Source organism: Bacillus sp. RC240, from assembly GCF_044907945.1.
GTDB lineage: Bacteria > Bacillota > Bacilli > Bacillales > Bacillaceae_G > Bacillus_A > Bacillus_A mycoides.
This window is the reverse complement of sequence record NZ_JBIYCT010000001.1, coordinates 848,189-873,488: the sequence shown is the minus strand read 5'-3', so window position 1 is coordinate 873,488 and position 25,300 is coordinate 848,189. Positions and strand designations below refer to the sequence as shown.

Below are 25,300 nucleotides of genomic sequence, written 5' to 3'. Positions count from 1 at the left end.
AATAGGTTTTCTCTTTTCTTTCATAATAAAAAAGTGGACAAAATGAGACATCTGTCTCGTTTTGTCCACTTTTGTTCACCTAATTTGAGAATTATTATCTTATTCATTATCAAAACTCTTCTGTAATTTCCGAATGTAAATAATTTGACCAATGTGATACGCGTTATGAGTCGTTACATTAGCTAATACTTCCCACCACTTCGCACATACAGGAAATCCAACTACATCACTTTCAACCTTATCTTCATTTATAAGATTTTGCCATTGTAACAGTTTCTCTAATAGTTTTTCTCTTAACTCTTCAAATGTTTGATTATCAGATAGCATAAAACTTTTGTTATTATCACCAATAGCGGGCACGGCATTAACATTTGATTCTTTGTACCTAGTTTGCCACGTCGTATTCCAATAAAGTAAATGTTGTACAATTTCAGCTATACTATTACACTCTTCATTCGGTTTCCAGAAAGCTTCTCTCTCAGATAAATCCTTAACTGCATCTGAAAATGGAATATACCAACTGGGATCATTCGCATTTGCTAATAACTGATCTGCTAATACGTCTTTAACATGGAACACTTTACTTCCCCCCGTTAAAAAGATTCATTTCAAGACAATACTCACTTCTCTATATACGCTGAGTTTGCAAGATCCCCTCTTTTTAGTCTCAATCCCATACATATGCACATAAAGAAACCGAAAGCACCTAATCCATACGCTGCTGTATAACCAATTACCCCAATAATCCACCCCGCAAGTCCTGGTCCGATCATTTGACCAACTGCATAGAAAACGGATATAAAACTAATTGCCATTGAAACATATTTGAGAGATACTTGCTTTGATGCCGCGACTTGAATTAATAAAAGGATACCTCCGAGGCTAGAACCCCAAATAATTGCCGATATGATAAAGCCAGTTATACTTTCAGATATAATTGGAATCATATCACCTATTACAGCTAATAAAAGTGCAACACATAACGTCTTCTGTATACCAATCCGATCCGAAATCACTCCCCAGACAGGAGCTCCTACAATTGAAAACATACCAGCAATCGCATAAACAGTTCCCGAAATTGATGCCGAAATACCACTATCAATCATAAAACTAGTTTGATATAGATTTGGAATCAAATATACAACACCAACAATAAAATACATCCATGCAATGATATATAGCGCTTTCGTTTTCCATAAAAACGATTTATTAATCCTTTTTTCCTCAGCTCTAGTAACCTCTGGGTTTTTCAAAACAATTGAAGCGACGAATACAACGATACATGTAATAACTCCAAACAAAAACCACGCACCACGCCAACTATACTCTGGGAGTGTACGTACTACATAAGGAACAATTATTCCACTAAATAACATACCTATGCCAGCACCACTTAATAACAGGCCCATTACAATTCCTCTTTTGTCTGGAAACCATCCTACTGTCATTGACATAAGTGGTGTATATACAAGGGCACTACCAGCCCCAGCACATAACAAACAAATAGAAGCTACCCAAAATGAGGAAACAAATGCTAATCCTATTAAACTTATAACGACGAGCCAACTCCCTATTAATAAAACTGATTTTGCTCCAAAACGAATGGTGAGTATTCCAGATGTTCCGACTGTTAATAAATAGCCTAAAAAGAGTATCGTTCCTAGCATACCTGATTGAGCTGTGGACAAGCGGAGTCCTTCCTGCATAAATGGCAATATAATTCCATATGCCATACGAGCAAATCCAGTCGTTGTTATAATAAGAAACATCCCTGTTAATACAAATAGCCAAAAATGACTTTCATTCCGCTCTTTCATTTAAATTCCTCCATAAAAAGTTATTTCCAATTGGATGTTGTTTGTAATTATAATGACCATTACAAAAAGCAACTACCAAATGACGGAGGAATTTACGGTATAGCGGATTATTCCTGTTTTACGTTAATAAATACGTAAAAGTTCTGATGGATTCATTCCATACTTTTTACGAAATAACTCTGAAAAATGACTGACATTATTGTATCCAACTGCAAATGCCGTTTCGGTCACATTACTATTTCCCGAACGCAGTAAATCTATCGCATGTTCCATACGTTTTTCTCGTAAATATGCAAATGTGGACGTCCCAAATAATTCTTTAAACCCAATTTTTAATTTATAATCATTTAATCCTACTATTTTAGCCAATTCTAATAATGATGGGGGTGATTCCATTCGTTGAAGTAAAATTTCTTCGGCTTGTTTTATTTTATTCAAATCCTTTTTTGATAATTGACTCCTTTTATTTGCGTCACCATCATTAAGCAACACTCTCCCAAAATGTATAGAAAGCAATTCGAGCGCTTTACTTTCTATTTCTAGTTGATTAATACGATCCTTTTGGGGATGCTCTATCATTCTCTTAATAAGACTAGATGTTATAGAATCAATTGGATTTTGAAACTTTTTAAAAGATTGATTTCCTAATATAGAATGAAAATCAAGACTTTTTTCAATAGCATTATTCATCATGAAATGATTAAACAATTGTACAGGAATCCCAATCGCTAATGAATATAGAGGCGTTTCTTTTTCATATTCAAATACTACATCAAAATCATTCATAAAATATAAATAGCTATTTCCAGTCATTAATTCATACGAAGAATGACCAACTTGCACTTCTCCGAACCCTTGTAAACAAAAATTAAGCTCCACCATTGCTGCGTCCGATGCAAACTGAATGCGATGGTTATTATGAAATTGATAATTTGATAACACAATTTCCATACCTGAAAATGAAGTCCATCTTCGTATTTCACCCATACCTATTGTTTTGGGCATATTCATATGTTTTTCCTCTACAACTTGTAAACCATGAAAGTATTTATGAAAAATATCATGAAAACCGTTAGTCTTCATGAAATCCACACTCCTTTTATATAAAACTAAAATTTAATTGATAATTATTTTCAATTATAACAAATATCTTTATACAATAAATAGATTTTATTCCCATAACTCGTTATGATAAAAGAAAAAGAAAGCGAGCGAACAATGAATAAAAAAATCGCGATTATTACAGGGGCATCAAGTGGATTCGGACTTTTAACGACACTTGAACTTGCGAAAAAAGACTATTTTGTCATTGCTACAATGCGAAATCTTGAAAAACAAGTAGACTTAATATCTCAAGCTACTAAACTCCACTTACAACAAAATATAAAAGTTCAACAATTAGATGTAACAGATCAAAGTTCTATACATAACTTCCAATTATTTTTAAACGAAATAAACAGAATAGACATTCTCATAAATAATGCAGGATATGCAAATGGGGGCTTTATCGAAGAAATCCCAGTGGAGGAATACCGAAAACAATTTGAAACAAATCTTTTTGGAGCTATATCCATCACGCAACTTGTCTTACCATATATGAGAAAGCAGAAAAGCGGAAAAATCATTAATATAAGCAGTATTAGCGGGCAAGTAGGATTCCCTGGTTTATCCCCTTACGTTTCTTCAAAGTATGCATTAGAAGGCTGGAGTGAATCCCTTCGCTTAGAAGTAAAGCCTTTCGGAATAGACGTTGCCTTACTTGAACCTGGTTCTTATAACACGAACATATGGGAAGTTGGTAAACAATTAGCTGAAAACCAATCTGATACAACCTCTCCTTACAAAGAATATATGGATAAAATACAAAAGCACATAAACAATGGCAACGATACACTTGGTAATCCGATGGATGTTGCAAATAAAATCGTAGAAATTGCTGAAGCAAGGCGTACTACATTACGATACCCAATTGGGAAAGGTGTAAAATTTATGATCTTTGCGAAGAAGGTTCTTCCTTGGAGATTGTGGGAGTTTCTTGTATTGAGGAGCTTTAAGAAAATGTAAGTAACTTTATTTAAAAAATATGTAAGGGGTGCTAATTAAATGCTAGGTTTACCCTATGGTAAAGTGTTTTTAGTTCCGTGGTCCGAAGAATGGGAATTTGAGTTTTCAAAAGAAAAACAATTAATTGAGGAACACATTGGAAAATATATTTTAGCAATACACCATATTGGAAGTACTTCCATCCCGCATTTAAGCGCAAAACCTATTATTGATATTGCGATGGAATTAAGAGATTCCAAAAGTGGTCTAAAATGTATTACAAACCTAGAACAATTAAATTATAAATATAGAAAAGATGTATTACCAGAAAGGTATTATTTCAATAAAGGTGAGCCAAGAACCCATCAAATTCATATGTATGAACAAGGGAATCCATATTTAATAGAACAATTAAAATTCAGAGATTACTTAATAGACAATAAAACCTCTCGTATGCAGTATGAACAGTTAAAGATTCAACTTTCAAAAGCTAACCCAAATGATAAGCATAAATATGCAGAGGATAAAACAAATTTCATTAAATCCATCTTGACTAAAATAAATGATTAAATTGCGAAGACCGAACTTCGTACACATAATAAGAAACCATTCATGTATAGATAAATGGTTTCTTATTAATTAGTTATTTCATTATTTATACCTTCAAAAATCATTTTATTATGCAGCAGATGGAAAGAAGTAAAATAGTATTGAAGTCATAAAAATAAACGTGAATATCCCAATTATCGAAAATATATATTCTTTCGATTCTCTATCATACTTCCATTCCATCAATGCTCTTAAGATTATCGTCCCCCCTAAATAAGTAAAAATGACATAAGCAATATTTACACGTTCGAATTTAAAGATAAATATAAAGCTAGTTATTAAATAAATAAAAAGTAGTCCTATTTCCAATTTTTTATGTAAACTATTTACATGTTTCTTATATCCCCAAAATCCGCTCTTTGGCATATTCAATTTTTTTCTTAAAAATCGATCCAAAAAGTAGCCCGCTATACAAAAAACAAAAATTATAATCCAAAATGTATAGGTTCTCAATATCATTCCTCCTATTACTTCATTGAATTGTTTAAAATAAAGTGGACTATATTAACGGTTATTGAACGAGTATTCTTGAATGATCTTCATTAAAAATGATCGCTTCTGCACGTAAGAAAGGTCTTTTCATTTCTTCTCTCCCTCTTACTTTAAATTTATACTATATTAAAGGAAGAAATATAGTATGAACCCTGTTATTATTAATGCTACAACTCCTAATAATGAAATCAAAAACTCACGCGATTCCTTATCATACTTCCACTCCATATATGATTGAAATCCATATAACGTAATAAAAAACAAAAGAGGTACATAGCCCATAAATATACGATTTGGAAGAAAAGTGCTTATAGCAATAACAACTATATAAGAGGAAATAATAATTCTATTTCCCCATTTATGTGTATCATTCACATATTGGTTATTCCATCCTTTTTGTTTCGGTATATTTAACTGTCTTCTCGCTATTCTTTCAAAAACCAATAAAGATAGCACCCATAAAATTAATAAGGATATTTTTGTAACTGACAGACAACCCTCTCCTTTTTATTTTTTAACTTTAATTTTCTCCGGCTGATCACTCGGATACGTAGCATATGCATCATTTTCATAATCCCAACTAATAATGGTCGCACTATCTCGTCCTAATTGATGATGAACGTGTTCTAAAATATTGTGAACATTTTCTTTAAGCTCTATATTATTTTTATTCATATCACTGTATAGGTTTAATGGCGTTTCATAACGGCGTTCCCCGCATTCTAATATCCCATCTGTCACCATTACAATTCGATTCTTTCCAGTACGTAGTTCACGAATTCCTGAAGAATAGCATGGAACGGGTAAATCAAACGTGTTTACATTACCAATCCATTCATAAAATTGACGTTGGTTTAATGTATATTGTCCTAATTTATGTAATTCATCATGAAATACATAAACTAGGCAATCACCAATAGATAGCCACCATATGTAATTTTCTTTTCTTACACATATTAAGCAAGCTGTTTCACCTTTTACTCTTTTGCACTTTTCTTTAAATGAGGAGGATTGAAAAATTGTAAGTATATGATTTTCAACAGATCGAAATACTGTTTCAATCGGTTCATTCATAATTACTTTTATATTTTCATATTCTGCTTGAATCGTACTTACTACTAAATCAACACTTTCTGCACTATTATGTCCGTCTAATATAACGGTGAATTCCCAATCACCATTCGACCAAACTAATGCACCGTCTTCATTCTTTTTTGCTCCGGCACTTATATTTCCGCCGTATTTACCAAGTACGATATCACCATATTGCTTGACTGAAACTTCGTCTAAACACATTTCTCTACTTCCAACCCATGAATATTGTGTATTATTTGTTGTATGCATACTCATTCACCATATACTTTCGTATTCTTTCGCATAGTTTTTTTATTTTCTCTGAATCTCCATAGGGTGCACCAGTCCAATTTGCTACTTCAGTCGGTAACCAAAACTCTTTTGGTGTATTTGGATAACGCGGTATAATGTGCATATGCATATGCGGTACACCATTTCCTGAAACGAAAGTGTAAATATGTTCTGCACCTTCGCTTTCTTTTAACGCTTTACTTATTCTACTTGTTATAAGTCCGAATGCTTTTGCCTCATTTTCAGTTAATTCAGCGAGACCAGGTACATGTCTTTTTATATCTATCATTACATAACCAAGATATATTTCTTCTGCATCCCAATGGACATGTCCAACGTAAACGAGTTCATCTTCGTAAATAGCTCCACCCGGAACTGTAATATTCCCTTTATGTTTTTCACAAATGAAGCAGTTTTGTTCTGCTTGATTGTTTATTGGCATATTCATCACCATCCTTTGCATATATAATATCATAAAAAAAGGAGAAATAGGTTTTATATTCCGAAAATTCAATCTCTTTAAATGAGAATTTTCACATTAAAATAATTTACAACTCATTATTTCTTCAAAAGCGTAATCCCCATTCCAACTGCAATCCCAATCGCTATTCCGATTGCTATATTATCAGTAAATACACCAGGAATTACACCGATTACAACACCTATAGCGACACCAATTGTCATAGCATCATTTCTTTTTTTATGTTTAGACAAAATTGCATCTCCTCTCATCATTTCTCCCTATATAATATCTATTTACATGAACGTTGCTGTTTCCTAATATATTTACTATTCCGCTTAAAAATTTCCAAAAAATGTACTTTATTACTTTTCCATTCCCCCTACATAATCCTCTTCGTTTGAAAGAATTTTCAAGTCACCATTACATATACATAGGCATTTACTATAAGAAAGATCAGTAATTTATTGAAGGAGGAACGATTCAAATGTATCCTCATTGGAATCCAAATATAAATCAACAATATGCTTACTCCCCCCATCCAGTAAGGAATACACTGCATTATGATTCGCAATACATGATGCAGCGCATCGCAAGCCTTGAAAGCCAATTAGCTAAATTAATCTCATTAATCGAAGAAAATAATCATTTAATTAAATCAATGGAACAACAGCAAAACCAAGTTTGTGCACCAGCTGGAGGTTCTGTTATTGTTCGGATGTAATTCGAATTCAAAAAACACACTTTGTAGTATAAAGTGTGTTTTTTGAATTATTTTCTTTTTGTATAAAACCCTTGCGTAATTCGATCTAATATAATCGCAATCACGACGATAGCTAGTCCAGCTTCAAATCCCATTCCGATATTTACTTGTGTTACAGAGCGATACACATCGACGCCAAGTCCTGGCGCTCCTACAAGTGAAGCTGTTACAACCATTGATAACGAAAGCATAATACTTTGATTCACGCCAGCCATGATCGTTCCGGTTGCGAGCGGTAATTGTACTTTAAATAATTTTTGTGATGCGGTAGAGCCAAATGCATTCGCAGCTTCAATTAAATCTTCTGGAACTTGTCTAATTCCTAAGTCTGTAAATCTGATTGTCGGTGGCATAGCAAAAATAACGGAAGCAATAATGCCTGGTACGACGCCTACTCCAAAAAATGTTATCGCGGGAATGAGATAGACGAATGCCGGCATTGTTTGCATAAAATCTAATGTCGGCTTTAAAAATTTTGAGAAACGTTCATTTTGAGATGCTAAAATGCCAATGGGAATTCCGATAATAATTGAAATAATAACTGACGTAAGTACGAGCGCTAATGTTTGCATCGTTTGTGCCCAGTAGTTAATATTTAAAATAAATAATAATCCGATGAGCGTAAAAATGACTAAAGATAATTTCCTCGTTGTGTACCAAATGAGGAAACATAAGATGATAATCATCACTATGGCTGGTATTATTGTTAAAAAATTAGTGAGTAAATCAACGAATCCACCGATAATATAGGAGAATCCTCGGAACAAGCCTTCAAAGTGCTCATATAAACTTGCAACAAATGAATCAACCCATTCGCCTAATGGAATGCGCGGAATATTATTCATCGTCTTTCACCTCTTCCTCGATGTTTCCTGCAAGAGCTTGAATGACACTTTCACGTTTAATAATTCCTCTTAACCTTTTCTTTTCATCAATTACCGGTAATGGATATTTCATCTCCGCCATTTTTGCATACGTTTCTTCCAGTAATGTATCTAAATACACGTGCGGGATATCGTTAAGTAATAAATCAGCAATTGGCCATTGTTTTTGTACCGCTTTACTTGCATCATCCGCAGTTAATATACCTAGAAATTCATACTTTTTGTTTACAACATATACCGTAGAAACACCTGCATTCCTCATAATTTGAAGTGCTACACGTGGTCCACGATCAATTAATAAAGTCTCCGGTCGTTTCAATATAGATTCCGCCGTAATTACTTTTCCTAAATTCACGTCCGCCACGAATTTCTCTACAAATTCATTGGCAGGACTCATCATAATTTCTTCCGGTGTTCCAATTTGGACAATTTCTCCATCTTTCATTAATGCGATACGATCACCAATTCGAAGAGCTTCATCTAAATCATGTGTAATAAATATAATTGTTTTTTCCATTTTATCTTGTAACTCTAACAATTCATCTTGCATTTCTTTTCGAATTAGTGGATCTAATGCACTAAATGACTCGTCCATTAGTAATACATCTGGATTATTCGTTAGTGCCCTTGCGATTCCAACACGCTGCTGCATACCACCACTAAGTTGGCTTGGGTAATTATCTTTATGATGATCTAGCCCTACTAACTGTAGCGATTCTAACGCCTTATTTTCTCTTTCCTCTACTGGAACTCCTTGAATTTCTAACCCGTACGCAACGTTTTGTATCACTGTACGGTGCGGAAATAAAGCGAACTTTTGAAATACCATGCTCATCTTCGTTCTTCTTACTCTTCGCAACTCTTCTTTTCCCATCGTCGCGATATCTTCACCATCTATGTATATATGCCCCGCTGTCGGTTTAATTAATTGATTTAGCATTCGAACCAATGTAGATTTCCCACTACCAGACAAACCCATAATAACGAAAATTTCTCCAGTGTATACTTCAAACGTTGCCTTTTTCACACCAACGTTCATTCCTGTCTCCTTTAAAATTTCCGATTTGCTTTTTCCTTCTTTTAATAAGGTAAGCGCTCGTTGCGGATGTTTCCCAAAAACTTTTGTTACATTTTCAACACGTACCTTTGTATTATCCATGTCACTACTCCTTTTCTACCCATCTATTTACATAGTGTTGCGATTTTACAGAGAAATATTACATAAAAATGACATATATAAGATTTCTTTAAAAATTCTTGTTTCCGTTCATAATAAGAAGGTTCACTTATAGATTAATTTATGAAAAGCAAAAGCTTCACAGGAGGTTTTGAATGCGAAAAAAAATATGGATTATAAGTCTGTTACTATTTATTAGTATGATTTTCACTTCTTGTAATGCAACAAATGCAAATTCGAAAGGAAAAATTAAACTTGGTGTAACAAGTTGGAAAGAAAATATCGCAACCGCAAATATGTGGAAAGTTTTATTAGAAGAAAAAGGCTATAAAGTTGAACTCATGTATTTAGAAAAAGCTGCGATATGGACTGGCGTCGCACGTGGTGATGTTGATGCGAATCTAGAAGTATGGCTTCCTGTTACGGATAAACCATTAAATGCCCGTTACAAAGATGACTTCGTCTTAAAATCAAAATGGTATGAAGGTACCGGGCTTGGTTTAGTCGTCCCTTCTTATGTGAAAAACGTTAACAGTATTGAAGATTTAAATGCACATAAAGATGAGCTAGATAATAAAATTGTTGGGATTGAACCTGGTAGTAGCCTAATGAATTTAACGAATAAAGCAATGAAGGCATATGATATAAAATTAAAACTTGTCCAATCTTCAGAAGCTGCGATGATGAGCGAACTCAAGAAGGCATATACGAAAAAGAAACCAATCGCTGTTACGCTTTGGAATCCGCATTGGGGCTTTTCAGAATTTGACTTAAAATATTTAAAAGACCCTAAGAAAGTATATGGTGAAAAAGATGACATTTATTACTCCGTTCGCAAAGGTTTCGAAAAAGATCATCCGGATATTGTGAAATACTTTGATCAATGGAAAATGAACGATGAACAACTAGGTACTTTAATGGTCATGCTAAATAAAACGAAAGATCCGGAAGAAGCCGCGCGAAAATGGATTAAAAAAAATCAAGCTTTAGTTGATGAATGGGTAAAAGAATGACAAAAACAGGCTAGGGAATTTATCATATTCTCTAGCCTGTTTCATGTTATTTTTTCTCAATAACTGCATCAACAATTCCATATTCCTTCGCTTCTACTGCCGTCATAAAATAATCTCTTTCTGTATCATGAGCTACCTTTTCTACTGGTTGCCCTGTTCGATCAGATATGATTTTGTTAATATCATGTTTTAACTTTAATATTCTTTTTGCTGTAATTTCAATCTCTGTTGCTTGCCCTTTTACACCGCCGAGCGGTTGATGAATCATGATTTCACTGTTAGGTAGCGCAAATCTTTTTCCCTTTGCGCCAGCTAATAGTAAAAGCGCACCAAATGATGCCGCAAAGCCCATACAAAGTGTTTGCACATCTGGTTTAATAAGGTTCATCGTATCTAATATTGCAAATCCCGCTGTCGTTGAACCGCCTGGACTATTGATATACAGGAATATATCTTTTCCTGCATCTTCCGCTTCTAAAAATAATAATTGTGCTACTACACTGCTTGCAACTTGATCGTTAATTTCTGAACCAATCATAATAATTCGGTCTTTTAATAATCTTGAATATATATCATAGGAGCGTTCTCCTAATTTCGTTTGTTCTACTACGTAAGGAATTGTATTCATATTAAATCCCTCCATCTATTTTATGCCGCACTAAGCATACAACTGTAAGAAGAAGGTTTTTTCATACTGAATAATAACACCGGTTGTATTGATGGTAACTTAGTAAAGTCTATTGTTGGGAGCAGTTTCGTCAACAATTCAGGTCTTTCTTCACGAATAGAAGTTACAACGATTTCAATATCATCCGTGTACTCCACTATTTCAATGCCTTCTTCACTTACAGTTTTCAGCCTATTTCTACTCCTAAATAACGATGCTTTCACTGCACCTTCTGATACCGAACATACTTTAGCAATATCCGCGATACTATACTGAAAAACATCCTTCAATAATAAAATTACAGATTGTTGCACATTTAACGAAGACAATACTTTCCCTACCATTTCATGCAAATCTGCAATTTTCCCATGTGGTTCTTCAAATGTATTTTGCTGTTCTAACTTTTCTTGAACGGATTTTGATTTCATTTGATCTAACCATTGATTTCGAGCAATTTTATACAGAAGCGTTATACAAATTTCCTTCTCACTATACTTTTGAAGAACTTTGCAAATTGCTTCTTGGGCAAGGTCTTCCCCATCCCATTTGTTTTTTGTCAAAAACGTACAGTATCTTTTTACCTCTGCATAATGTTCAATTAAAAAATTTATATTTGAATGATTCATATCGATATGATCCTTTAAAACTGGAGTTACTTTTGTGCACAAAATAACCACTCCTTTTCAGCGCTTACTTATTAAACGATTGAACAAAGAAAAAAGTTACGGGGCTTATAATTAATTTTATGTTTATGTTCATGAATACGGGTCATAAATATGTTATATAGCATTTTACATGAGGAGGAATCAATTTGCCAAAATTAACAGTTGAAGGTACCGGAACTTTTGATGTTGAAGAAGGGACAAAATTAGTATTAGCACTTGAAGATAACGGTGTACACATTCTTCATCGTTGCGGTGGTAAAGCAAGATGTACAACTTGTAGAGTTGAAGTCATTGCAGGTGATTTTTGTGAAGCTACAAATGATGAAAAACAAGCTATTACGGAAAAAGGAATTGAAGACCACTTACGATTATCGTGCCAAATGCGTGTACATAAAGATATTACTGTGCGCCCAATACTTACAGTTGAAAGTTCCGGTTTAGATGCTGGACCACGTCCGGCGGAGTAAAAGGATGAATTTAAAACAGCTAGCCGGTGAATATGCTGCTGGCTTTGTAAAAGATGGAATGAAGGTTGGACTTGGTACGGGTTCAACTGTATATTGGACAATACAAAAGTTAGGTGAACGTGTGCAAGAAGGTTTATCCATTCAAGCTGTACCAACGTCAAAAGAAACTGAAGTATTAGCTAAACAACTAGCTATTCCTTTAATCTCTTTAAATGAAATCGACATACTCGATCTTACAATCGATGGTGCAGATGAAATCAATAATGATTTACAATTAATAAAAGGTGGCGGTGGTGCATTACTTCGCGAAAAAATTGTCGCTACCTCCTCTGAAAAGCTTATAATTATTGCAGATGAATCCAAACTCGTTTCACATTTAGGTACCTTTCCACTTCCTATTGAAATCATCCCCTTCTCTTGGAAGCAAACTGAAAAGAGAATTCAATCTTTAGGATGCGAAACACGTTTACGTATGAAAGATGGCGGACCATTTATAACTGATAACGGCAATTTAATTATTGATTGTATTTTTCCAAACAAAATATTGAATCCAAATGATACACATACAGAGTTAAAGATGATTACCGGTGTAGTTGAAACAGGATTATTTATCAATATGACGAGCAAAGCGATCATCGGAACAAAAAACGGTATAAAAGAATATTAAGCATTTTAAAGGCTGACTTTTGCAAGTCAGTTTTTTCTTTTATAGTATTACATTATGATATACTATGAAAACACATTCATATCACACTAGAAAGGGCTGAACAATTTGCAATCCAAACTTATAACAGAACTTACAGATTTAGAAACTGCCTTTCACATTCGAAAAGAAGTATTCGTAAAAGAACAAGGTGTCCCACTTGAAGATGAATTCGATACATATGACCAAATTGGCGAGGCATGCAAACATATATTAGTTTATTATAATGAACTTCCTGTAGGAACTGGCCGTATACGATTCGTTGACGGAATGGGTAAACTAGAAAGAATTTGTATTTTAAAAGACTATCGCAAATACGGATTAGGCAAAGTAATCATTCAAAAGTTAGAAGAGATTGCTCGTAACAAAGAAGCAAACAAAGTTAAACTACACGGTCAAACACAAGCTGAAGGGTTTTATGAAAAATTAGGCTATCAAACTTCTTCCGACCTATTTATGGAAGATGGAATTCCACATATTCTTATGACGAAAGTGTTATCATAATAGAAAGGTTACTATATGATTCTACATTATGTATTCGTATAGTAACCTTTCTGTAGCGTATTCGTTTGAAAGTCTCTTTGATGAATATTCTAGATTAATACAAAAAGACGACGCTGAATACGTCGTCTTTTTTATAAGCAGAAAAGTTAATTCTCAAGCTTCCTTTTTTTGTATCAAAGCCCATCATCTTTCATTTCATTTTGAGGTAAAGCTTACACTGTTTTCCATAAGGATAAAGCAAAAATCCAGTTTGGATCCCCATGTCCTTCATAATTCTGGACTGCCTCATACACTTTTCCCTCGTGTAAAACTCTATCTCCCTTTTTATATGCTTTCTTTGCATTCCACGCTTCATATGAAGCGCTTTCAGTTTTTGTAGTAATTGTGAACGTATCACTTTGTACGGATTCATTTCCAACTACATCCACTGCTTTCACTGCATATTTATAAGTAGTATTAGCGAGTAAATTTTTATCCATATAAGAAGTCGTATTGGATGTTGCAATTTTTTTCATTGTTCCTTCTATTTCTCTATAAATATCGTAATAGTCTACACCAACGTTATCATCAGATGGACTCCACATTAGATCCACACTTGACGCTGTTGTTCCCATGCTATGTAATCCTTTTGGTTGTGTTGGTGCTTCTGTATCAGGAGCCTCAACTGTCGTTTTCACTGTAAGCGCTGTACTTTCTTTCGATACATTGCCAGCCGCGTCAATTGCTTTTACAGTATAAGTGTATTCTGTACTTGGTTTTAATTGTTTATTAATAAAATGAGTGCCTAGTACAGTGTCAATCATCTCTCCGTTACGGAAAACTTGATATCCTTTCACCCCTACATTATCCGTAGAAGTGTTCCATGTTAGTTCTATACTATTTGCTGTTACTTTTTGCGTCTGAAGTCCATTTGGAATACTTGGAGCTTCTGTGTCTGGTTTCACATCGTTGATGAGGTTAACATCAATTACATTATAGAATGCATTTACTGTATCAGCTACATCCCATACTGCTAAAATCACATGATATCCACTACGGTCAGTAGGTACATTGATTTTGTGAGTTAAATTATTTGAAGCTGCAGAACCATCATGTTGTACAGTGCCAATCGGCTCAAAGTCTGCTCTTGTTAGTGCTTTATTTGGATTCCATCCTTTTTTTGTAATATAGTAATGCCATTTGCTTGTTAAGTGAGGCGCTGTATACTTCCAAGTAAATGTATTTTCCCCACCAGTGATTGTATTTTTAAACCAACGATCCGCTGCTTGTTGATCTAAAATACCGCCAAATTTGCCACCTGCAGAAGCGATTTGCCCATCAACTGGGCCACCTTGTGGGAATCCTTTTGGAGCTTCTAAACTTTGTGGTTCATACATAACACTTCCGCAGTTTACATTTAGAGCACCATAAGTTGGACTACATAAAGCGGAACGGCTACCAGGCTTTTCAACAAAGCCGTGCGCGTATGCATTTTGAGGAATAAGTGTCGTGCCGATAATTCCAGCTGTTAATGCAACAGCTCCTATACTTTTTTTGTTCATTTTCAAGTTTTGTAGTTGTTTTAAAAATCGATTATTCATGTTCCTGTCCCCTTCTTGTTATACTTCGTAGTGTAATGTGGGCTTTGATGTAAAAGAATAACAAGAGTCAACCTTATTTCGTGTATACGTAAATATGCATACACCGTCGTAAAGAAACATTTCATTTCTTGTGATATATTTCACTTACTGAATATATCATGACATAGAAATCACCTAAATGTGTGCAGAAGTTGTGCAGAAACAGTGAAATTACTACTAACACGTAAAACTACATCCTAAATTTATAAAGTAAAAGTGAGCAATAGAAATTGTAGTACTTGTAATGAAAAATTTTAGGTATATATATGGATGAATTGCACCAAGTCGTCTTGAACCCTTCATCGTTAACTTAAAACGCATGGCAATGTGAGATCACATTATTTTAAAACAACGTGCCATCTCCATTTTCCATATATCTTTCTATCAATACTTTGAAATTACTTATCACTTGTAAACATTTCCGAATCCGTCAATATAGTTTCATAAAACTTATCATATTCTTCACTGTATTGAAGTTTTAACTTTTCTATTAAACTTGTATCTGGTGAAACAATGTCAATAACGTCTGTACTTATATACAATAAATAAGTATCGTTATAAAAAGAAATATACGCTTGCTGACCACCATTAACGACATACTTGCAATACTTATATACTTCATCTTCATGTACACCTTTAATCGTAGTAAATATGATTGTACTTTCAAGATCATCAACGTCTACTTTCGTTTCTGCCCAATTCTTAATCTTCATGAACCTTCCAATTTTTGTTTTCTCATTTATTCTCTTACTTTTACCATATGTTATGTAACCGGAAATAAATGAAACATCAATTGCATCAGGACTTTTAAAAAGTTCAGTCAAAATCCCTCTTAATCCTCTCAAATTACCCTCAAATAATTCTATATCGAATCTAATTCTATTTTTCGCCTCCACTTGAAAAAATGGTGTAGCTGTCATGTCAGCAAAATTTACATCTAGTATTTTCATTCTTTCCATTTCATCAATTCCTCGCTTCATATAACATAAAAGTGTCTATATCATTTAATATAGACACCCTTTCACATGTATAGTTTTAATAACAGCCTGTAAATTTAAAAATTTCATCAACTGCTTGCTTATACCCACCTGATTTTCGGAGAGACTCCTTCAAATTCAAAGTAGCTTCTTTACATGACGGATTATTTAATACTATTTCTACACTTTCACTTAGTTGATCCGCAGTTAATCCTTGCATTTGCAATTTAACTCCTGCCCCGAGACTCTCCACTTGCTTTGCGATTACTGGCTGATCTGCACTTTGCGGAATTACAACGAGTGGAACACCGTTATATATCCCTTCATGCGTACTGTTCATACCGCCGTGTGTAATAAATAGTTTCGTATATTTGAGAAGTTCAGTTTGTGGTACATAGTTTTTCACAATGAAGTTTTTAGGGATATTACCTACATCACTTATTTCCATTTTGTTGCCAATAGACATAACAATTGTATGCTTACTATTCTCGAACGCCTTCATACAAAGTTTATAAAAATCAAGCGCTTCATTAAAAACAGTACCTAATGAAATGTAAATCAGGCTTTTTTCTTCAATTGAAGTGTAATCAAAACCTTCATTTTTCACTTGTGTAGAGATAGATGGACCCACAAATTTGAATGTTTCATTAAATGTATCCCCAAAAGGTTGGAACTCCTTAATTGTATACACAATAGTAAGTGAAGCTGGATTACAGAAAACTTCATACGGTGAGTTTATATCAACACCATATTTTTCTGTAATTCCATTAGTTAAGTTTTCAAAATCATTATGTATTCTATCCTGAAATTCCAGTGGGATATTTTTAGAAAGATGGTCTAACATTTGTTTAAATGATTTTTCATCTTGTGCAAAAGATGTGCATGAATTTATGGCTGGAAGATTAAGAATTTGGGCAATTAAGCGTCCACAGCCAAACATCGAATCATGAATAATATAATCAAAATGTTCTCCTTCAATTTGTTCTAGAACACTCGGTATAATAACATCTGCTGTATGTAAAAGACCATTTATTCTTTCCTGTAAATAATTCCGACCACCGGAAAGAAATGCTTGTATAAATTTTTGATCATCAATCGTTCGTACAGTAGCACCTGTCTTCTCAATACGCTCCCTGAAAGCCTCTATTGAAAAATAAACTACCTCTTCACCGCGAGAAATCAGTTCTTCTACAACATGTAATGTTGGATTTATATGTCCTTCTGATCCAGCGTTAATGAATAAAACACGTGCCATTCAAAACACTCCTTAAATTTTAAAATTTCTATGTTGTAAAGAGTATGGATACTTTCCATACTCTTTACGGTGTTATATGTATCATTTTCCTGCTAAATTGACCTAGCAAGCCTAAAACCGAGATCATCTATATGAAACGTAGGATGACTACGACGGCGACAAGTGGCACCGCAACCTCTAGCTGCTTCAGCCCAACTACCACCACGAAAAATGCGGTATGACCCGTACACTGTTTCATCATACAAATCATAGCACCATTCCCAAACGTTCCCTAACATATCATAAAGTCCCCATGCATTCGGCTCTTTTTTACCGACGTCATGAATTTGCCCACTTGAATTTTCATTATACCACGCTATTTTCTGAAGTTCCCCATACGTATATCCCGTCGTACCTGCTTTACATGCATATTGCCACTCTGCCTCAGACGGTAATCGATAGCCATTTGAATGCAAGTTACAACTAACCTTTTTCCCATCATCTTGTATAGAATAATACTCTGTAAACCCTGCTATTTTAGACAGTAAATTACAAAAAGCAATTGCATCATGCCATGAAATATTTACAACAGGTTTATTACCATTTTCATTACCATTTAGTGCACGATTCGTAATTGCGTAATATAATTCCGCTGTTACAACATACTTTGCAAGAAGAAATGGTTTTATTTGAACTTGCCATTCTTTTTTTATTCGATCATCTCTTAATTCTACTTTTCCTGTTGGAATTTTCACCATATTAGAGTCAACCGGGCCAATGAATCTATTCAATCCTATCCCCCCATGTTACTTCTTTTTATAATCTAACTATTTATGGTATCGTGCTTCTCTAAAAATAGTCTTACTTCATTTGAAGATTTTAAAATAATAACATCTTTATCCTTACTCAATTGATTTAGCCCCTTTAAAATTGAAGGTCGTTTCGTTTTAGGATATTCCCATATCCATTTGAAAAATTGCAAGTCAAATCTTTCTTCACATCCAGCCCCCATATCCGGTCTTGTTTTATTCCGATATTGCACAATTCTTTTAAAAGCACGATAAACACAAATTGTTCTATGAATATCAAGAAAGATAATTGTATCAGCTGCGTTAATTCTTATGTCCATTGTCCCGCCATAATTCCCATCAATAATCCACTTTTCCCCTTTAACTAATTCATTTTGAACCGTTCTTTGCTCCTCTTTCGGTACACCCTCCCAATTTGGTTTCCAAAATAGTGCATCAAGATGATGCACCTTAATATTTAGCTTATTACCTAACTGCCTTGCTAATGTGGATTTTCCTGAACCACCAGAACCAATTAATATAATTTTTTTCATAAATACCCCTTTTTACATCTTTTATTTCTTCCGTAGCATAAACTCACAAAACATTCCAATCCCAACACCAATTGTATAAGCAACTAGATCACTCCATAAAAATCCGTAACCTAATACGAGTCCACCTAAAGTCGTTGCTCGAATGCTATCTATCCATTCCGCATGGTACAATTGACTAATTTCAATCCCGTAGCAAAATATCAAACTAATAAAAGCTAATTTCTTCGTTTCTATTTTAGGAAACAAAAATCCGAATCCAACGAAAATCATTAACGCCCATAAAGCATCACCTAAGTAATCATTTAATAAATCAGGTAACGCAAAAGCAAACTTTCTTGAACTAAGGCCTAAAATAATAACAACTATAGTAAACATTGCATATAGTAATCTATTTCGTTTCGTATTCATTTCAAAATCTCCTAATATATAATGTAAAACTGCAAATAGCTAGTAAAATATAATCATTTTACTAGCTATTTATATACGGTTTCACTTTGTATTCTTCGCTTTTATAATAAGGAAATGCGGGTTAGTGTTTAAATAATAATATGATTTCTCATCTACTTCCTTCATCTTTTCAATCGGTTTCGGCTCGACTAACTCTTCTAATACAAAATTACTCGTTGTTTCATTTATAATATCTTGAAGTGACCTTCTAAAGAAACTTACTTCAATTGTAATATTAGGTTTCCGCCAAGTATCTACTAACAATTGCGTTTTAAAATAATCTTCACACGGAAACTTTGTAAAATCCATAAATGGGTGATGAACGGAATACACAAATAAACCACCTGGTTTAAGGACGCGATGAAACTCTTGAAATACATTACTCCAATTTTGCAAGTAATGAAGAGTAAGCGAACTTACAATCATATCAAAAGAATTATCTTCAAATGGTAATGTTTCTTGAAGGTCATGACAAAGAAATGTTGCTTTATCACCTGTACTTTCCTTTGCGGCTTTTACCATTTCAGAACTTACATCAATTGCTGTAACGTTTGCTCCTCTTCCTACGAATTGAGAAGTATACCATCCAGCTGCACATCCAGCATCTAGTATTCTCTTCCCTTCTAGTTTCTTTGGAATAATCTCCATCATCGCTGGTCTTTCATAATAACTGTTATATGGATTTGCCAAATCTAGATTTTCTTTATATGTACTCGCTAATTTATCATACGTATCTTTGATTGAGTCTTTCATTACATCCACTCCTAATACATATTAATCCAATAACTCTTGCTGCTTTTTCTTTGAAAATGATTGCAGTACTAAATCATACGACCAATCTATCATCTTATTAATTTGTTCTTGTCCTACATCTTTATGTATGTACACTGTATTCCAATGCTTTTTGTTCATATGATATCCAGGAATTATTGTTTCTGGGTAATCTTCTCTTATTCTTAATGCGAGTTCTGGATCACATTTTAATGTAATTGCAGCTTTTTCACCTTCTTCATGGTTCACTATCGCAAATATTTTATTATTGAGCCTCATACATGTTGCACTCCAGCCATCCGGAGAATCTTCTGTCGCTTTTCTTTTCGATAAACAATACTCTCTCGTTGCATTCATTCTTCTGGCACCTCTTATTCTTCCACTATTTGATTACGATGCATCACAATTTGCTTCGTCGCTTTAAATTGCTGTTCACCATAAAACTTTATTAGTTTCTCTCCGCAAAATAGACTAACAATATCAATATGAGATATCTCTTCCAGTAATATTGTAAGCATATTCTCTCCAATACCTTTATTTCTTACACTTTCATGTACGACAACATCTTCTATGTACGCTCGAAAAACACCATCTGAAACGACTCTAGCAAATCCAATTAATTCATTTTCTTCCCATACTCCAATTGCTATACTATTCTTTAACATTTTTTCAATATCAATTTCTTTTCTTTCCGGCCACCAGCCGACTGAATCATAAAGCTTCTTTATTTTCTCTGCACAGATTGGTTGTTCATGTTGTAATTTATACGTGTACATTTTCTTTCTCCTGTCAAACAGTTTACATAACATTATTATAATCTCTTTTCTAAAAAGTGCTGACTATGCCCTTTCGGGTGATCTTCAACGACACCATACTCTCGGTAGCCGTGCTTTTTATAAAATTCTGGTGCTTGGAAACTAAATGAATCTAGTAATATGAGTCTACATCCTTTTTCCTTCGCAATGTCTTCGATTTTATGTATCAGTTGACTTCCATAACCATCATGACGCACCGATTCATCAACCCATAAAAAATCGATATGAAGATGATAAAAATACATCGTTCCTGTAACGCCGCCAAAGATTTTCCCTTCCTCATCTTTCACTACAAAGCTTACTTGTTCCATCGGCTGTTTTACTTCATCTGTTAAGATGGACATATTATATTGAATTACTTTATTTTTAATGTATTCTCCTTCAGTGCGTGTACCGTTCTCTATATGTTTCATATACATTGCTTCCTTTCAACTTAGTAAGTTACATTTAATTTTTATTTCGTCTCTTTAAAATACTAATGAACACAAATCCACCATATGTAACAAAGCACGAAAAACCAATTATCCCAGGTACAGAGACATAGCCTATTCTTACATAACTTATAACTGCAAAACTAGTAATTAATATTAAAATAGATGGCCAAAATATAAGAGCCGTTTTTCTTCGTCTCTGTTTCGATGTACTTTCTTTCTCTTCAGAAACACGTGTGCCAAAAAGCAATACAATACAAATAAGAATCGCTGCAAAGTAAATTGTATCTAATGACAAAGTGTGATCGTATAGTGCAATTCCAACTTCAAGAGCAATAATCGTTACAATTAGAATAATAATTGTTGAAGTCTTTAAGTTTCGTTTCAATCGCTCACTCCTAGCATGCTTTCACTATATTCTTTGTATATGTATTTCAAAGCTGTTGTAATAGTTTCATCAACCTCTATATTATGAACTCGCTCGGGTAAATCTTCTCCTCCAATTACATAAAGAAACGGGAGTTCATTAAACATTCCCATTATACCAATATTTATTGTAGCTGTGGGCAATCCACCTGTCATATATATTCATCTCTATTTCTATATTGTTTTATCACCTCTGAAAATTCGATATAAAATGTAAAAAACCTTTTTTTGTTTAATTATGTTGGTGAATATAAAAAGATAGCATGAGATTTCTTCATACTATCTTTTGAAATATATACAATTTCTTTTTAAATTTATTTGTACCGTAATAAATATCTCTATTCTTCTATAGGATTCTCAGGCCCGTTAAGCTCCAATTGATAAAAGGCTAAATCCAGCCATCTATTAAACTTATAACCAGCTTTTTGTATTGTTCCGGCATGAACAAATCCATAATTTTGATGCAAGGCAATACTTTTCTCATTTTCCGCATCAATTCCAGCAATTAAGGTCATATATTCTCTTTCTTTTGCAAATGTGATTAATTCTTCCATCAAAGAGGACCCAATACCATTTTTTCTATATTCCTTATCAACATACACAGAATGTTCAATTGAATATTTGTAGGCAGGCCACGCTCTAAATGGGCCGAATGTCGCAAATCCTACTACTTTATTATCTAGTTCGTATACGAAAATTGGATAGCCATCAGCCTTTTTTTGTTCATACCAATCTATTCTATTTTCAAGGGTTACAGGTTTATACGCATATACAGCTGTTGTATAAACTATCGCATCATTATAAATATCTAAAATACATGCTAAATCTTTTTTTGTTGCTTCCCTTATCATTGTTTTCTTCCTTTCATAATGGTTATCTTCTAAATGGTTTCATATTATCGGAATTTCTGATTCATTTCCACATACGAATACTAGCTTTTCGGAAACCATCAAATATATTAATCGCAGCGGACAACGTATAAATGATAATTCCACCACCAACTAACCACGTTTTAAATCCCTCTGGGGAAATCGTAAACACATTTGCCACATACGTAATGAATCCTTCGTTAAATAAATGAGGATTTACTACAATTATAATGAATACTATTGTTCCGGTTATTTGAAGAATTGTATTTCCAATTGCCAATCTTGTCGTCCATTGTCCCTGTACTAACTTATAAAGAGATATAGCTACTTCGAAAACGATCATAACCACAACGATTGGCCAGTATTGAAGTAAAACATCTTGCTTAAACGTTGGCACTACAAATTTCAGGCCATTTTCAGTACCTTCATATACACCAACAAGGTGATTTGCATAAAAATAAAATGTCGCCCATATTGCTGTCCACATCAAACCTCCAAAAACTTCAAACTTTGAGATTGACTTTTTCTTTGGAACATACGAGATATTTTTCAAATCATCAGGAGTCCATTTTTTTAAACTTGTCGTCAACGGTTGGGTACCTTTGTCTTTATCTGTTCTTTCTAAAATAGCAAATACAAGTGTCAACCAGAAAAATACATGGAGGCCTACTTCGATAATTTCCCCAATGCCTTTACCTATCAATTGTAAAATAACATTTAATACTGCTTGATCACCAGTATAGCCTATAAAATTTTCTGCAATCATTGCAATGAGTGCGATAACAGCTGCAATTGGTATAATCATTTTTAATAACGTCGTATATACATCAAAATAGCGTGGTCCAATTAAATGCATCGGTCTATCCAAATACCCATTAGCCAATGAAACTGGGCTCCCCAATTTTTCAAGGACACTCTTTACATCTTCCTCATTGTATTCATCAGGTAACATATCCTCTATAGTTGACCGAAGTTCTAGTGTAATATCTTCACGATTTTTTTCAGGTAATCTCTTCGCAACCTCCTGAATATAAACCTCAATTAAATTCATTCTCGTCCTCCTCCTTTAATAAGTTATAAAGTTCTTTCGAATCCTTTATCCACTCCTTTTTCAATTGTAAAAATATCTCTAATCCATATTCACTTAAAATATAATACTTACGAGGTCTACTCTCCGTTTTATCCCAACTACTCGTCACTAGCTCCTGCTTTTCTAATCGGCGAAGTAGTGGATATAAAGTACTTTGATCTATCATGATTCCTGATTGCTCCAATAATTGGACAAGTGAATAACCATACTGCGGTGTTCTTAATTGGCTTAAAACTGCTAATGTCAACGTCCCTCTTCTTAGCTCAGTAATTAATGAATTTAATAAAGTATCCATTTACCCACCTCATTTGTATTACTATATGTCATACAGTATATGTTTTATACTATGTATCGTACAGTATAGTTGTGACAAAAACAATCTTTTTTTATAAAAATCAGAAAATAAGAACACAAACTATATAATTTGTGTTCTTATTTTCTTGCAGCTTACTAACAAACTTAAATACCATTAATACTTTTAACGATGTACCTCTGGTAATATAAACACTCCTTTTTCTTTAGAAAATGGGACAACTTCTACAATCGCCTCAACATTAATTACTCCATATACATGCGGGTATTCTTGACCGTTTGAAGCAAGTTCATATTTTATTTCTGCTTTTACAAGAGATGGATCTATTGTAAGTAATAAAACATCTTTTTCATGATTGAAATGTTTTTGAGCAACTTTTAAAGCTTGGTCTAATAATGAACAATGAATAAATCCCTCTTCTTTAAGTGAAGCTTCATTAATCTCTCCAATGTTTTTCGTGATTCTCCAATTTCTTTTTGTTATTACTTTTGTAATCATAGTTACTCTCCTTTTTTAATATATGTAATGATATAATAATACTAAAATTTTCAACACATGATTAATAGATTGGAGACCTATAATGGATAAAAAATTAGAAGAGATCATTGTAAAATCATTTTTTACTAAACGACTTCAAGGTAGAATCATGTTTGAGCTTTCTTCTACTAAGAAACGTAAAGATGCGATAGGTCGACTTTGCCATAATTACAGAACTACGTTACGTGAAGAATATATGATTGAAATTCCTAAACCTAATTCGTGTCCAATTGATATAGGTCGTCTGTTAAAAAAACATGGGGCCGATGATTCTTGCTACGCCATATCATGGGACAGAAAAATTGATGGGAAAACCCTCCCTTTGCTAGACGCATTAGAGGTTGCTGTTGGAATGGGAATGCCTTCTATTCTATACTCAATTACAAATCAAGTTGCGTATTTTGAAGCAGAACAAGAAACACTTCCATCACCAAGATTTATACTCAAGAGGCAATGATACATCTTGTTTCTTACTATATAAATAGCTTAGAGTTTGGTACGCATGAATTTCCATCAGGTTATTGCGGAGATTTAAACGAATGTAAAGAAAAACTTCCATATATGATTCAATTAATTGAGAGAATTCGGGATGAGAACATAAAAGAACAAATAATATGGCAAATACAAGAACAACTAGACTTAATTCTAGATTGGTTAAAGAATACACAAAATCCGGTAGATGCTGTTCGTCTATGGGAAAAAGAGCAAATTAAAGAATTTGAGAATATGATATTTTATTATTTAAAAAACAGCTTAGATCGTTAATTCATATACCTTTTAACTATAAAAAGAGGATTTTC

Annotated in this window: 35 protein-coding genes and 2 pseudogenes; 9 read left to right on the top strand and 28 right to left on the bottom strand. The window is 33.7% G+C overall.

All coding sequences use genetic code 11. The features are described from left to right. Positions 1–99 precede the first annotated feature (99 nt). From ABH955_RS04620 to ABH955_RS04610, 3 genes are all read right to left on the bottom strand, one after another. On the bottom strand, positions 100–579 hold the full coding sequence (locus tag ABH955_RS04620; RefSeq protein ID WP_404448811.1) for a DinB family protein: 480 nt from the start codon (positions 577–579) through the stop codon (positions 100–102). Between the two features lie 41 nt (positions 580–620). After that, the gene (locus ABH955_RS04615) at positions 621–1,817 is read right to left on the bottom strand and encodes an MFS transporter (RefSeq protein WP_404448809.1); all 1,197 of its coding nucleotides are present in this window, start codon (positions 1,815–1,817) and stop codon (positions 621–623) included. A gap of 123 nt (positions 1,818–1,940) precedes the next feature. Continuing rightward, positions 1,941–2,900 (bottom strand): helix-turn-helix domain-containing protein, encoded by a 960-nt coding sequence (locus ABH955_RS04610; RefSeq protein ID WP_404448807.1) that lies wholly within the window; start codon positions 2,898–2,900, stop codon positions 1,941–1,943. 135 nt (positions 2,901–3,035) lie between these two features. Here ABH955_RS04610 and ABH955_RS04605 point away from each other — a divergent pair, with 135 nt between their 5' ends. Both ABH955_RS04605 and ABH955_RS04600 read left to right on the top strand, forming a co-directional pair. Next, positions 3,036–3,881, top strand: coding sequence for an oxidoreductase (locus ABH955_RS04605; protein WP_404453633.1), 846 nt, complete (start codon positions 3,036–3,038; stop codon positions 3,879–3,881). Positions 3,882–3,920: 39 nt separating this feature from the next. After that, positions 3,921–4,430: a GrpB family protein gene (locus ABH955_RS04600; RefSeq protein WP_404453630.1), complete on the top strand. Its 510-nt coding sequence runs from the start codon at positions 3,921–3,923 to the stop codon at positions 4,428–4,430. Positions 4,431–4,538: 108 nt separating this feature from the next. Here the strand turns inward: ABH955_RS04600 and ABH955_RS04595 are convergent, their stop codons facing one another. The 5 genes from ABH955_RS04595 to ABH955_RS04575 all read right to left on the bottom strand — a co-directional run bounded on the left by ABH955_RS04595 (position 4,539) and on the right by ABH955_RS04575 (position 7,058). Then, on the bottom strand, positions 4,539–4,922 hold the full coding sequence (locus ABH955_RS04595; protein WP_404453627.1) for a DUF4181 domain-containing protein: 384 nt from the start codon (positions 4,920–4,922) through the stop codon (positions 4,539–4,541). A 165-nt stretch (positions 4,923–5,087) separates the two neighbouring features. After that, on the bottom strand, positions 5,088–5,405 hold the full coding sequence (locus tag ABH955_RS04590; protein ID WP_082180372.1) for a DUF4181 domain-containing protein: 318 nt from the start codon (positions 5,403–5,405) through the stop codon (positions 5,088–5,090). Between the two features lie 63 nt (positions 5,406–5,468). Next, the gene (locus ABH955_RS04585) at positions 5,469–6,311 is read right to left on the bottom strand and encodes a PP2C family serine/threonine-protein phosphatase (protein WP_404453621.1); all 843 of its coding nucleotides are present in this window, start codon (positions 6,309–6,311) and stop codon (positions 5,469–5,471) included. Beyond that, entirely contained in the window at positions 6,289–6,780 is a 492-nt protein-coding gene (locus tag ABH955_RS04580) for an HIT family protein (RefSeq protein WP_404453911.1), read from the bottom strand. Before ABH955_RS04580 ends, ABH955_RS04585 begins: the two co-directional genes overlap by 23 nt. A 104-nt stretch (positions 6,781–6,884) precedes the next feature. Beyond that, positions 6,885–7,058, bottom strand: coding sequence for a glycine zipper domain-containing protein (locus ABH955_RS04575; protein WP_016095574.1), 174 nt, complete (start codon positions 7,056–7,058; stop codon positions 6,885–6,887). 215 nt (positions 7,059–7,273) lie between these two features. On the opposite strand from ABH955_RS04575, the gene ABH955_RS04570 reads away from it, so the two are divergent. Next, the gene (locus tag ABH955_RS04570) at positions 7,274–7,510 is read left to right on the top strand and encodes a hypothetical protein (RefSeq protein ID WP_002110275.1); all 237 of its coding nucleotides are present in this window, start codon (positions 7,274–7,276) and stop codon (positions 7,508–7,510) included. A 47-nt stretch (positions 7,511–7,557) separates the two neighbouring features. Here the strand turns inward: ABH955_RS04570 and ABH955_RS04565 are convergent, their stop codons facing one another. Both ABH955_RS04565 and ABH955_RS04560 read right to left on the bottom strand, forming a co-directional pair. Next, complete coding sequence (locus ABH955_RS04565) at positions 7,558–8,394, bottom strand: ABC transporter permease (RefSeq protein WP_002127727.1); 837 nt, start codon at positions 8,392–8,394, stop codon at positions 7,558–7,560. Further along, complete coding sequence (locus tag ABH955_RS04560; protein ID WP_000370622.1) at positions 8,387–9,592, bottom strand: quaternary amine ABC transporter ATP-binding protein; 1,206 nt, start codon at positions 9,590–9,592, stop codon at positions 8,387–8,389. The genes ABH955_RS04565 and ABH955_RS04560 overlap by 8 nt, the downstream gene beginning before the upstream one ends. A 173-nt stretch (positions 9,593–9,765) precedes the next feature. Between ABH955_RS04560 and ABH955_RS04555 the strand changes: the two genes are divergently transcribed. After that, positions 9,766–10,623 (top strand): glycine betaine ABC transporter substrate-binding protein, encoded by an 858-nt coding sequence (locus ABH955_RS04555; RefSeq protein WP_215583671.1) that lies wholly within the window; start codon positions 9,766–9,768, stop codon positions 10,621–10,623. Positions 10,624–10,669: 46 nt separating this feature from the next. On the opposite strand, the gene clpP is transcribed toward ABH955_RS04555, so the two are convergent. Next, a complete protein-coding gene (gene clpP, locus ABH955_RS04550; RefSeq protein WP_404448794.1) occupies positions 10,670–11,251 on the bottom strand; it encodes an ATP-dependent Clp endopeptidase proteolytic subunit ClpP in 582 nt (193 codons plus the stop codon). Between the two features lie 20 nt (positions 11,252–11,271). Continuing rightward, positions 11,272–11,958 (bottom strand): RNA polymerase subunit sigma-70, encoded by a 687-nt coding sequence (locus tag ABH955_RS04545; RefSeq protein ID WP_340952548.1) that lies wholly within the window; start codon positions 11,956–11,958, stop codon positions 11,272–11,274. Positions 11,959–12,101: 143 nt separating this feature from the next. Between ABH955_RS04545 and ABH955_RS04540 the strand changes: the two genes are divergently transcribed. From ABH955_RS04540 to ABH955_RS04530, 3 genes are all read left to right on the top strand, one after another. Then, entirely contained in the window at positions 12,102–12,422 is a 321-nt protein-coding gene (locus ABH955_RS04540) for a 2Fe-2S iron-sulfur cluster-binding protein (RefSeq protein WP_002147392.1), read from the top strand. A 4-nt stretch (positions 12,423–12,426) separates the two neighbouring features. Beyond that, on the top strand, positions 12,427–13,089 hold the full coding sequence (rpiA, locus tag ABH955_RS04535; RefSeq protein WP_098168322.1) for a ribose 5-phosphate isomerase A: 663 nt from the start codon (positions 12,427–12,429) through the stop codon (positions 13,087–13,089). A gap of 105 nt (positions 13,090–13,194) precedes the next feature. Beyond that, positions 13,195–13,629, top strand: a complete 435-nt coding sequence (locus ABH955_RS04530; RefSeq protein ID WP_404448788.1) for a GNAT family N-acetyltransferase — start codon at positions 13,195–13,197, stop codon at positions 13,627–13,629. 212 nt (positions 13,630–13,841) lie between these two features. Here the strand turns inward: ABH955_RS04530 and ABH955_RS04525 are convergent, their stop codons facing one another. The 16 genes and pseudogenes from ABH955_RS04525 to ABH955_RS04450 form a co-directional block, all read right to left on the bottom strand. Then, positions 13,842–15,209: a lytic polysaccharide monooxygenase gene (locus ABH955_RS04525; RefSeq protein ID WP_340952556.1), complete on the bottom strand. Its 1,368-nt coding sequence runs from the start codon at positions 15,207–15,209 to the stop codon at positions 13,842–13,844. A 437-nt stretch (positions 15,210–15,646) separates the two neighbouring features. Beyond that, positions 15,647–16,207: a phosphatase gene (locus ABH955_RS04520; protein ID WP_340953931.1), complete on the bottom strand. Its 561-nt coding sequence runs from the start codon at positions 16,205–16,207 to the stop codon at positions 15,647–15,649. Between the two features lie 76 nt (positions 16,208–16,283). Beyond that, positions 16,284–17,480 (bottom strand): macrolide family glycosyltransferase, encoded by a 1,197-nt coding sequence (locus tag ABH955_RS04515; protein WP_340952557.1) that lies wholly within the window; start codon positions 17,478–17,480, stop codon positions 16,284–16,286. A 92-nt stretch (positions 17,481–17,572) separates the two neighbouring features. Then, complete coding sequence (locus tag ABH955_RS04510; RefSeq protein WP_033734055.1) at positions 17,573–18,250, bottom strand: formylglycine-generating enzyme family protein; 678 nt, start codon at positions 18,248–18,250, stop codon at positions 17,573–17,575. A 32-nt stretch (positions 18,251–18,282) separates the two neighbouring features. Further along, the gene (locus ABH955_RS04505) at positions 18,283–18,801 is read right to left on the bottom strand and encodes a DNA topology modulation protein (protein ID WP_404453616.1); all 519 of its coding nucleotides are present in this window, start codon (positions 18,799–18,801) and stop codon (positions 18,283–18,285) included. A 21-nt stretch (positions 18,802–18,822) separates the two neighbouring features. Further along, on the bottom strand, positions 18,823–19,209 hold the full coding sequence (locus ABH955_RS04500; protein ID WP_404448781.1) for a ribosomal maturation YjgA family protein: 387 nt from the start codon (positions 19,207–19,209) through the stop codon (positions 18,823–18,825). An 81-nt stretch (positions 19,210–19,290) separates the two neighbouring features. Then, positions 19,291–20,001 carry a class I SAM-dependent methyltransferase gene (locus ABH955_RS04495; protein ID WP_033734052.1) on the bottom strand — a complete coding sequence of 237 codons (711 nt, stop codon included), beginning with the start codon at positions 19,999–20,001 and terminating at the stop codon, positions 19,291–19,293. A gap of 21 nt (positions 20,002–20,022) precedes the next feature. After that, positions 20,023–20,376: an MmcQ/YjbR family DNA-binding protein gene (locus tag ABH955_RS04490; RefSeq protein ID WP_070143336.1), complete on the bottom strand. Its 354-nt coding sequence runs from the start codon at positions 20,374–20,376 to the stop codon at positions 20,023–20,025. Positions 20,377–20,390: 14 nt separating this feature from the next. Continuing rightward, positions 20,391–20,795, bottom strand: a complete 405-nt coding sequence (locus tag ABH955_RS04485) for a GNAT family N-acetyltransferase (RefSeq protein WP_003189822.1) — start codon at positions 20,793–20,795, stop codon at positions 20,391–20,393. Between the two features lie 35 nt (positions 20,796–20,830). Then, positions 20,831–21,247: a GNAT family N-acetyltransferase gene (locus ABH955_RS04480; protein WP_033734050.1), complete on the bottom strand. Its 417-nt coding sequence runs from the start codon at positions 21,245–21,247 to the stop codon at positions 20,831–20,833. 34 nt (positions 21,248–21,281) lie between these two features. Beyond that, complete coding sequence (locus ABH955_RS04475) at positions 21,282–21,653, bottom strand: hypothetical protein (protein WP_033734048.1); 372 nt, start codon at positions 21,651–21,653, stop codon at positions 21,282–21,284. Beyond that, positions 21,650–21,850 (bottom strand): annotated as a pseudogene (locus tag ABH955_RS04470) (serine hydrolase); the annotation flags it as partial. The gene ABH955_RS04475 and the pseudogene ABH955_RS04470, both read right to left, overlap by 4 nt. Positions 21,851–22,029: 179 nt before the next feature. Further along, a complete protein-coding gene (locus tag ABH955_RS04465) occupies positions 22,030–22,542 on the bottom strand; it encodes a GNAT family N-acetyltransferase (protein ID WP_002147366.1) in 513 nt (170 codons plus the stop codon). 61 nt (positions 22,543–22,603) lie between these two features. Beyond that, positions 22,604–23,611, bottom strand: coding sequence for an HAAS signaling domain-containing protein (locus ABH955_RS04460; RefSeq protein ID WP_404453614.1), 1,008 nt, complete (start codon positions 23,609–23,611; stop codon positions 22,604–22,606). Next, the gene (locus tag ABH955_RS04455; protein WP_016091534.1) at positions 23,598–23,945 is read right to left on the bottom strand and encodes a PadR family transcriptional regulator; all 348 of its coding nucleotides are present in this window, start codon (positions 23,943–23,945) and stop codon (positions 23,598–23,600) included. Before ABH955_RS04455 ends, ABH955_RS04460 begins: the two co-directional genes overlap by 14 nt. A 183-nt stretch (positions 23,946–24,128) precedes the next feature. Further along, on the bottom strand, positions 24,129–24,461 hold the full coding sequence (locus ABH955_RS04450; protein ID WP_404448775.1) for a DUF952 domain-containing protein: 333 nt from the start codon (positions 24,459–24,461) through the stop codon (positions 24,129–24,131). Between the two features lie 82 nt (positions 24,462–24,543). Between ABH955_RS04450 and ABH955_RS04445 the strand changes: the two genes are divergently transcribed. Beyond that, positions 24,544–24,957, top strand: coding sequence for a hypothetical protein (locus tag ABH955_RS04445; RefSeq protein WP_404448773.1), 414 nt, complete (start codon positions 24,544–24,546; stop codon positions 24,955–24,957). Then, positions 24,945–25,265 (top strand): annotated as a pseudogene (locus tag ABH955_RS04440) (hypothetical protein); the annotation flags it as partial. The gene ABH955_RS04445 and the pseudogene ABH955_RS04440, both read left to right, overlap by 13 nt. Positions 25,266–25,300 lie beyond the last annotated feature (35 nt).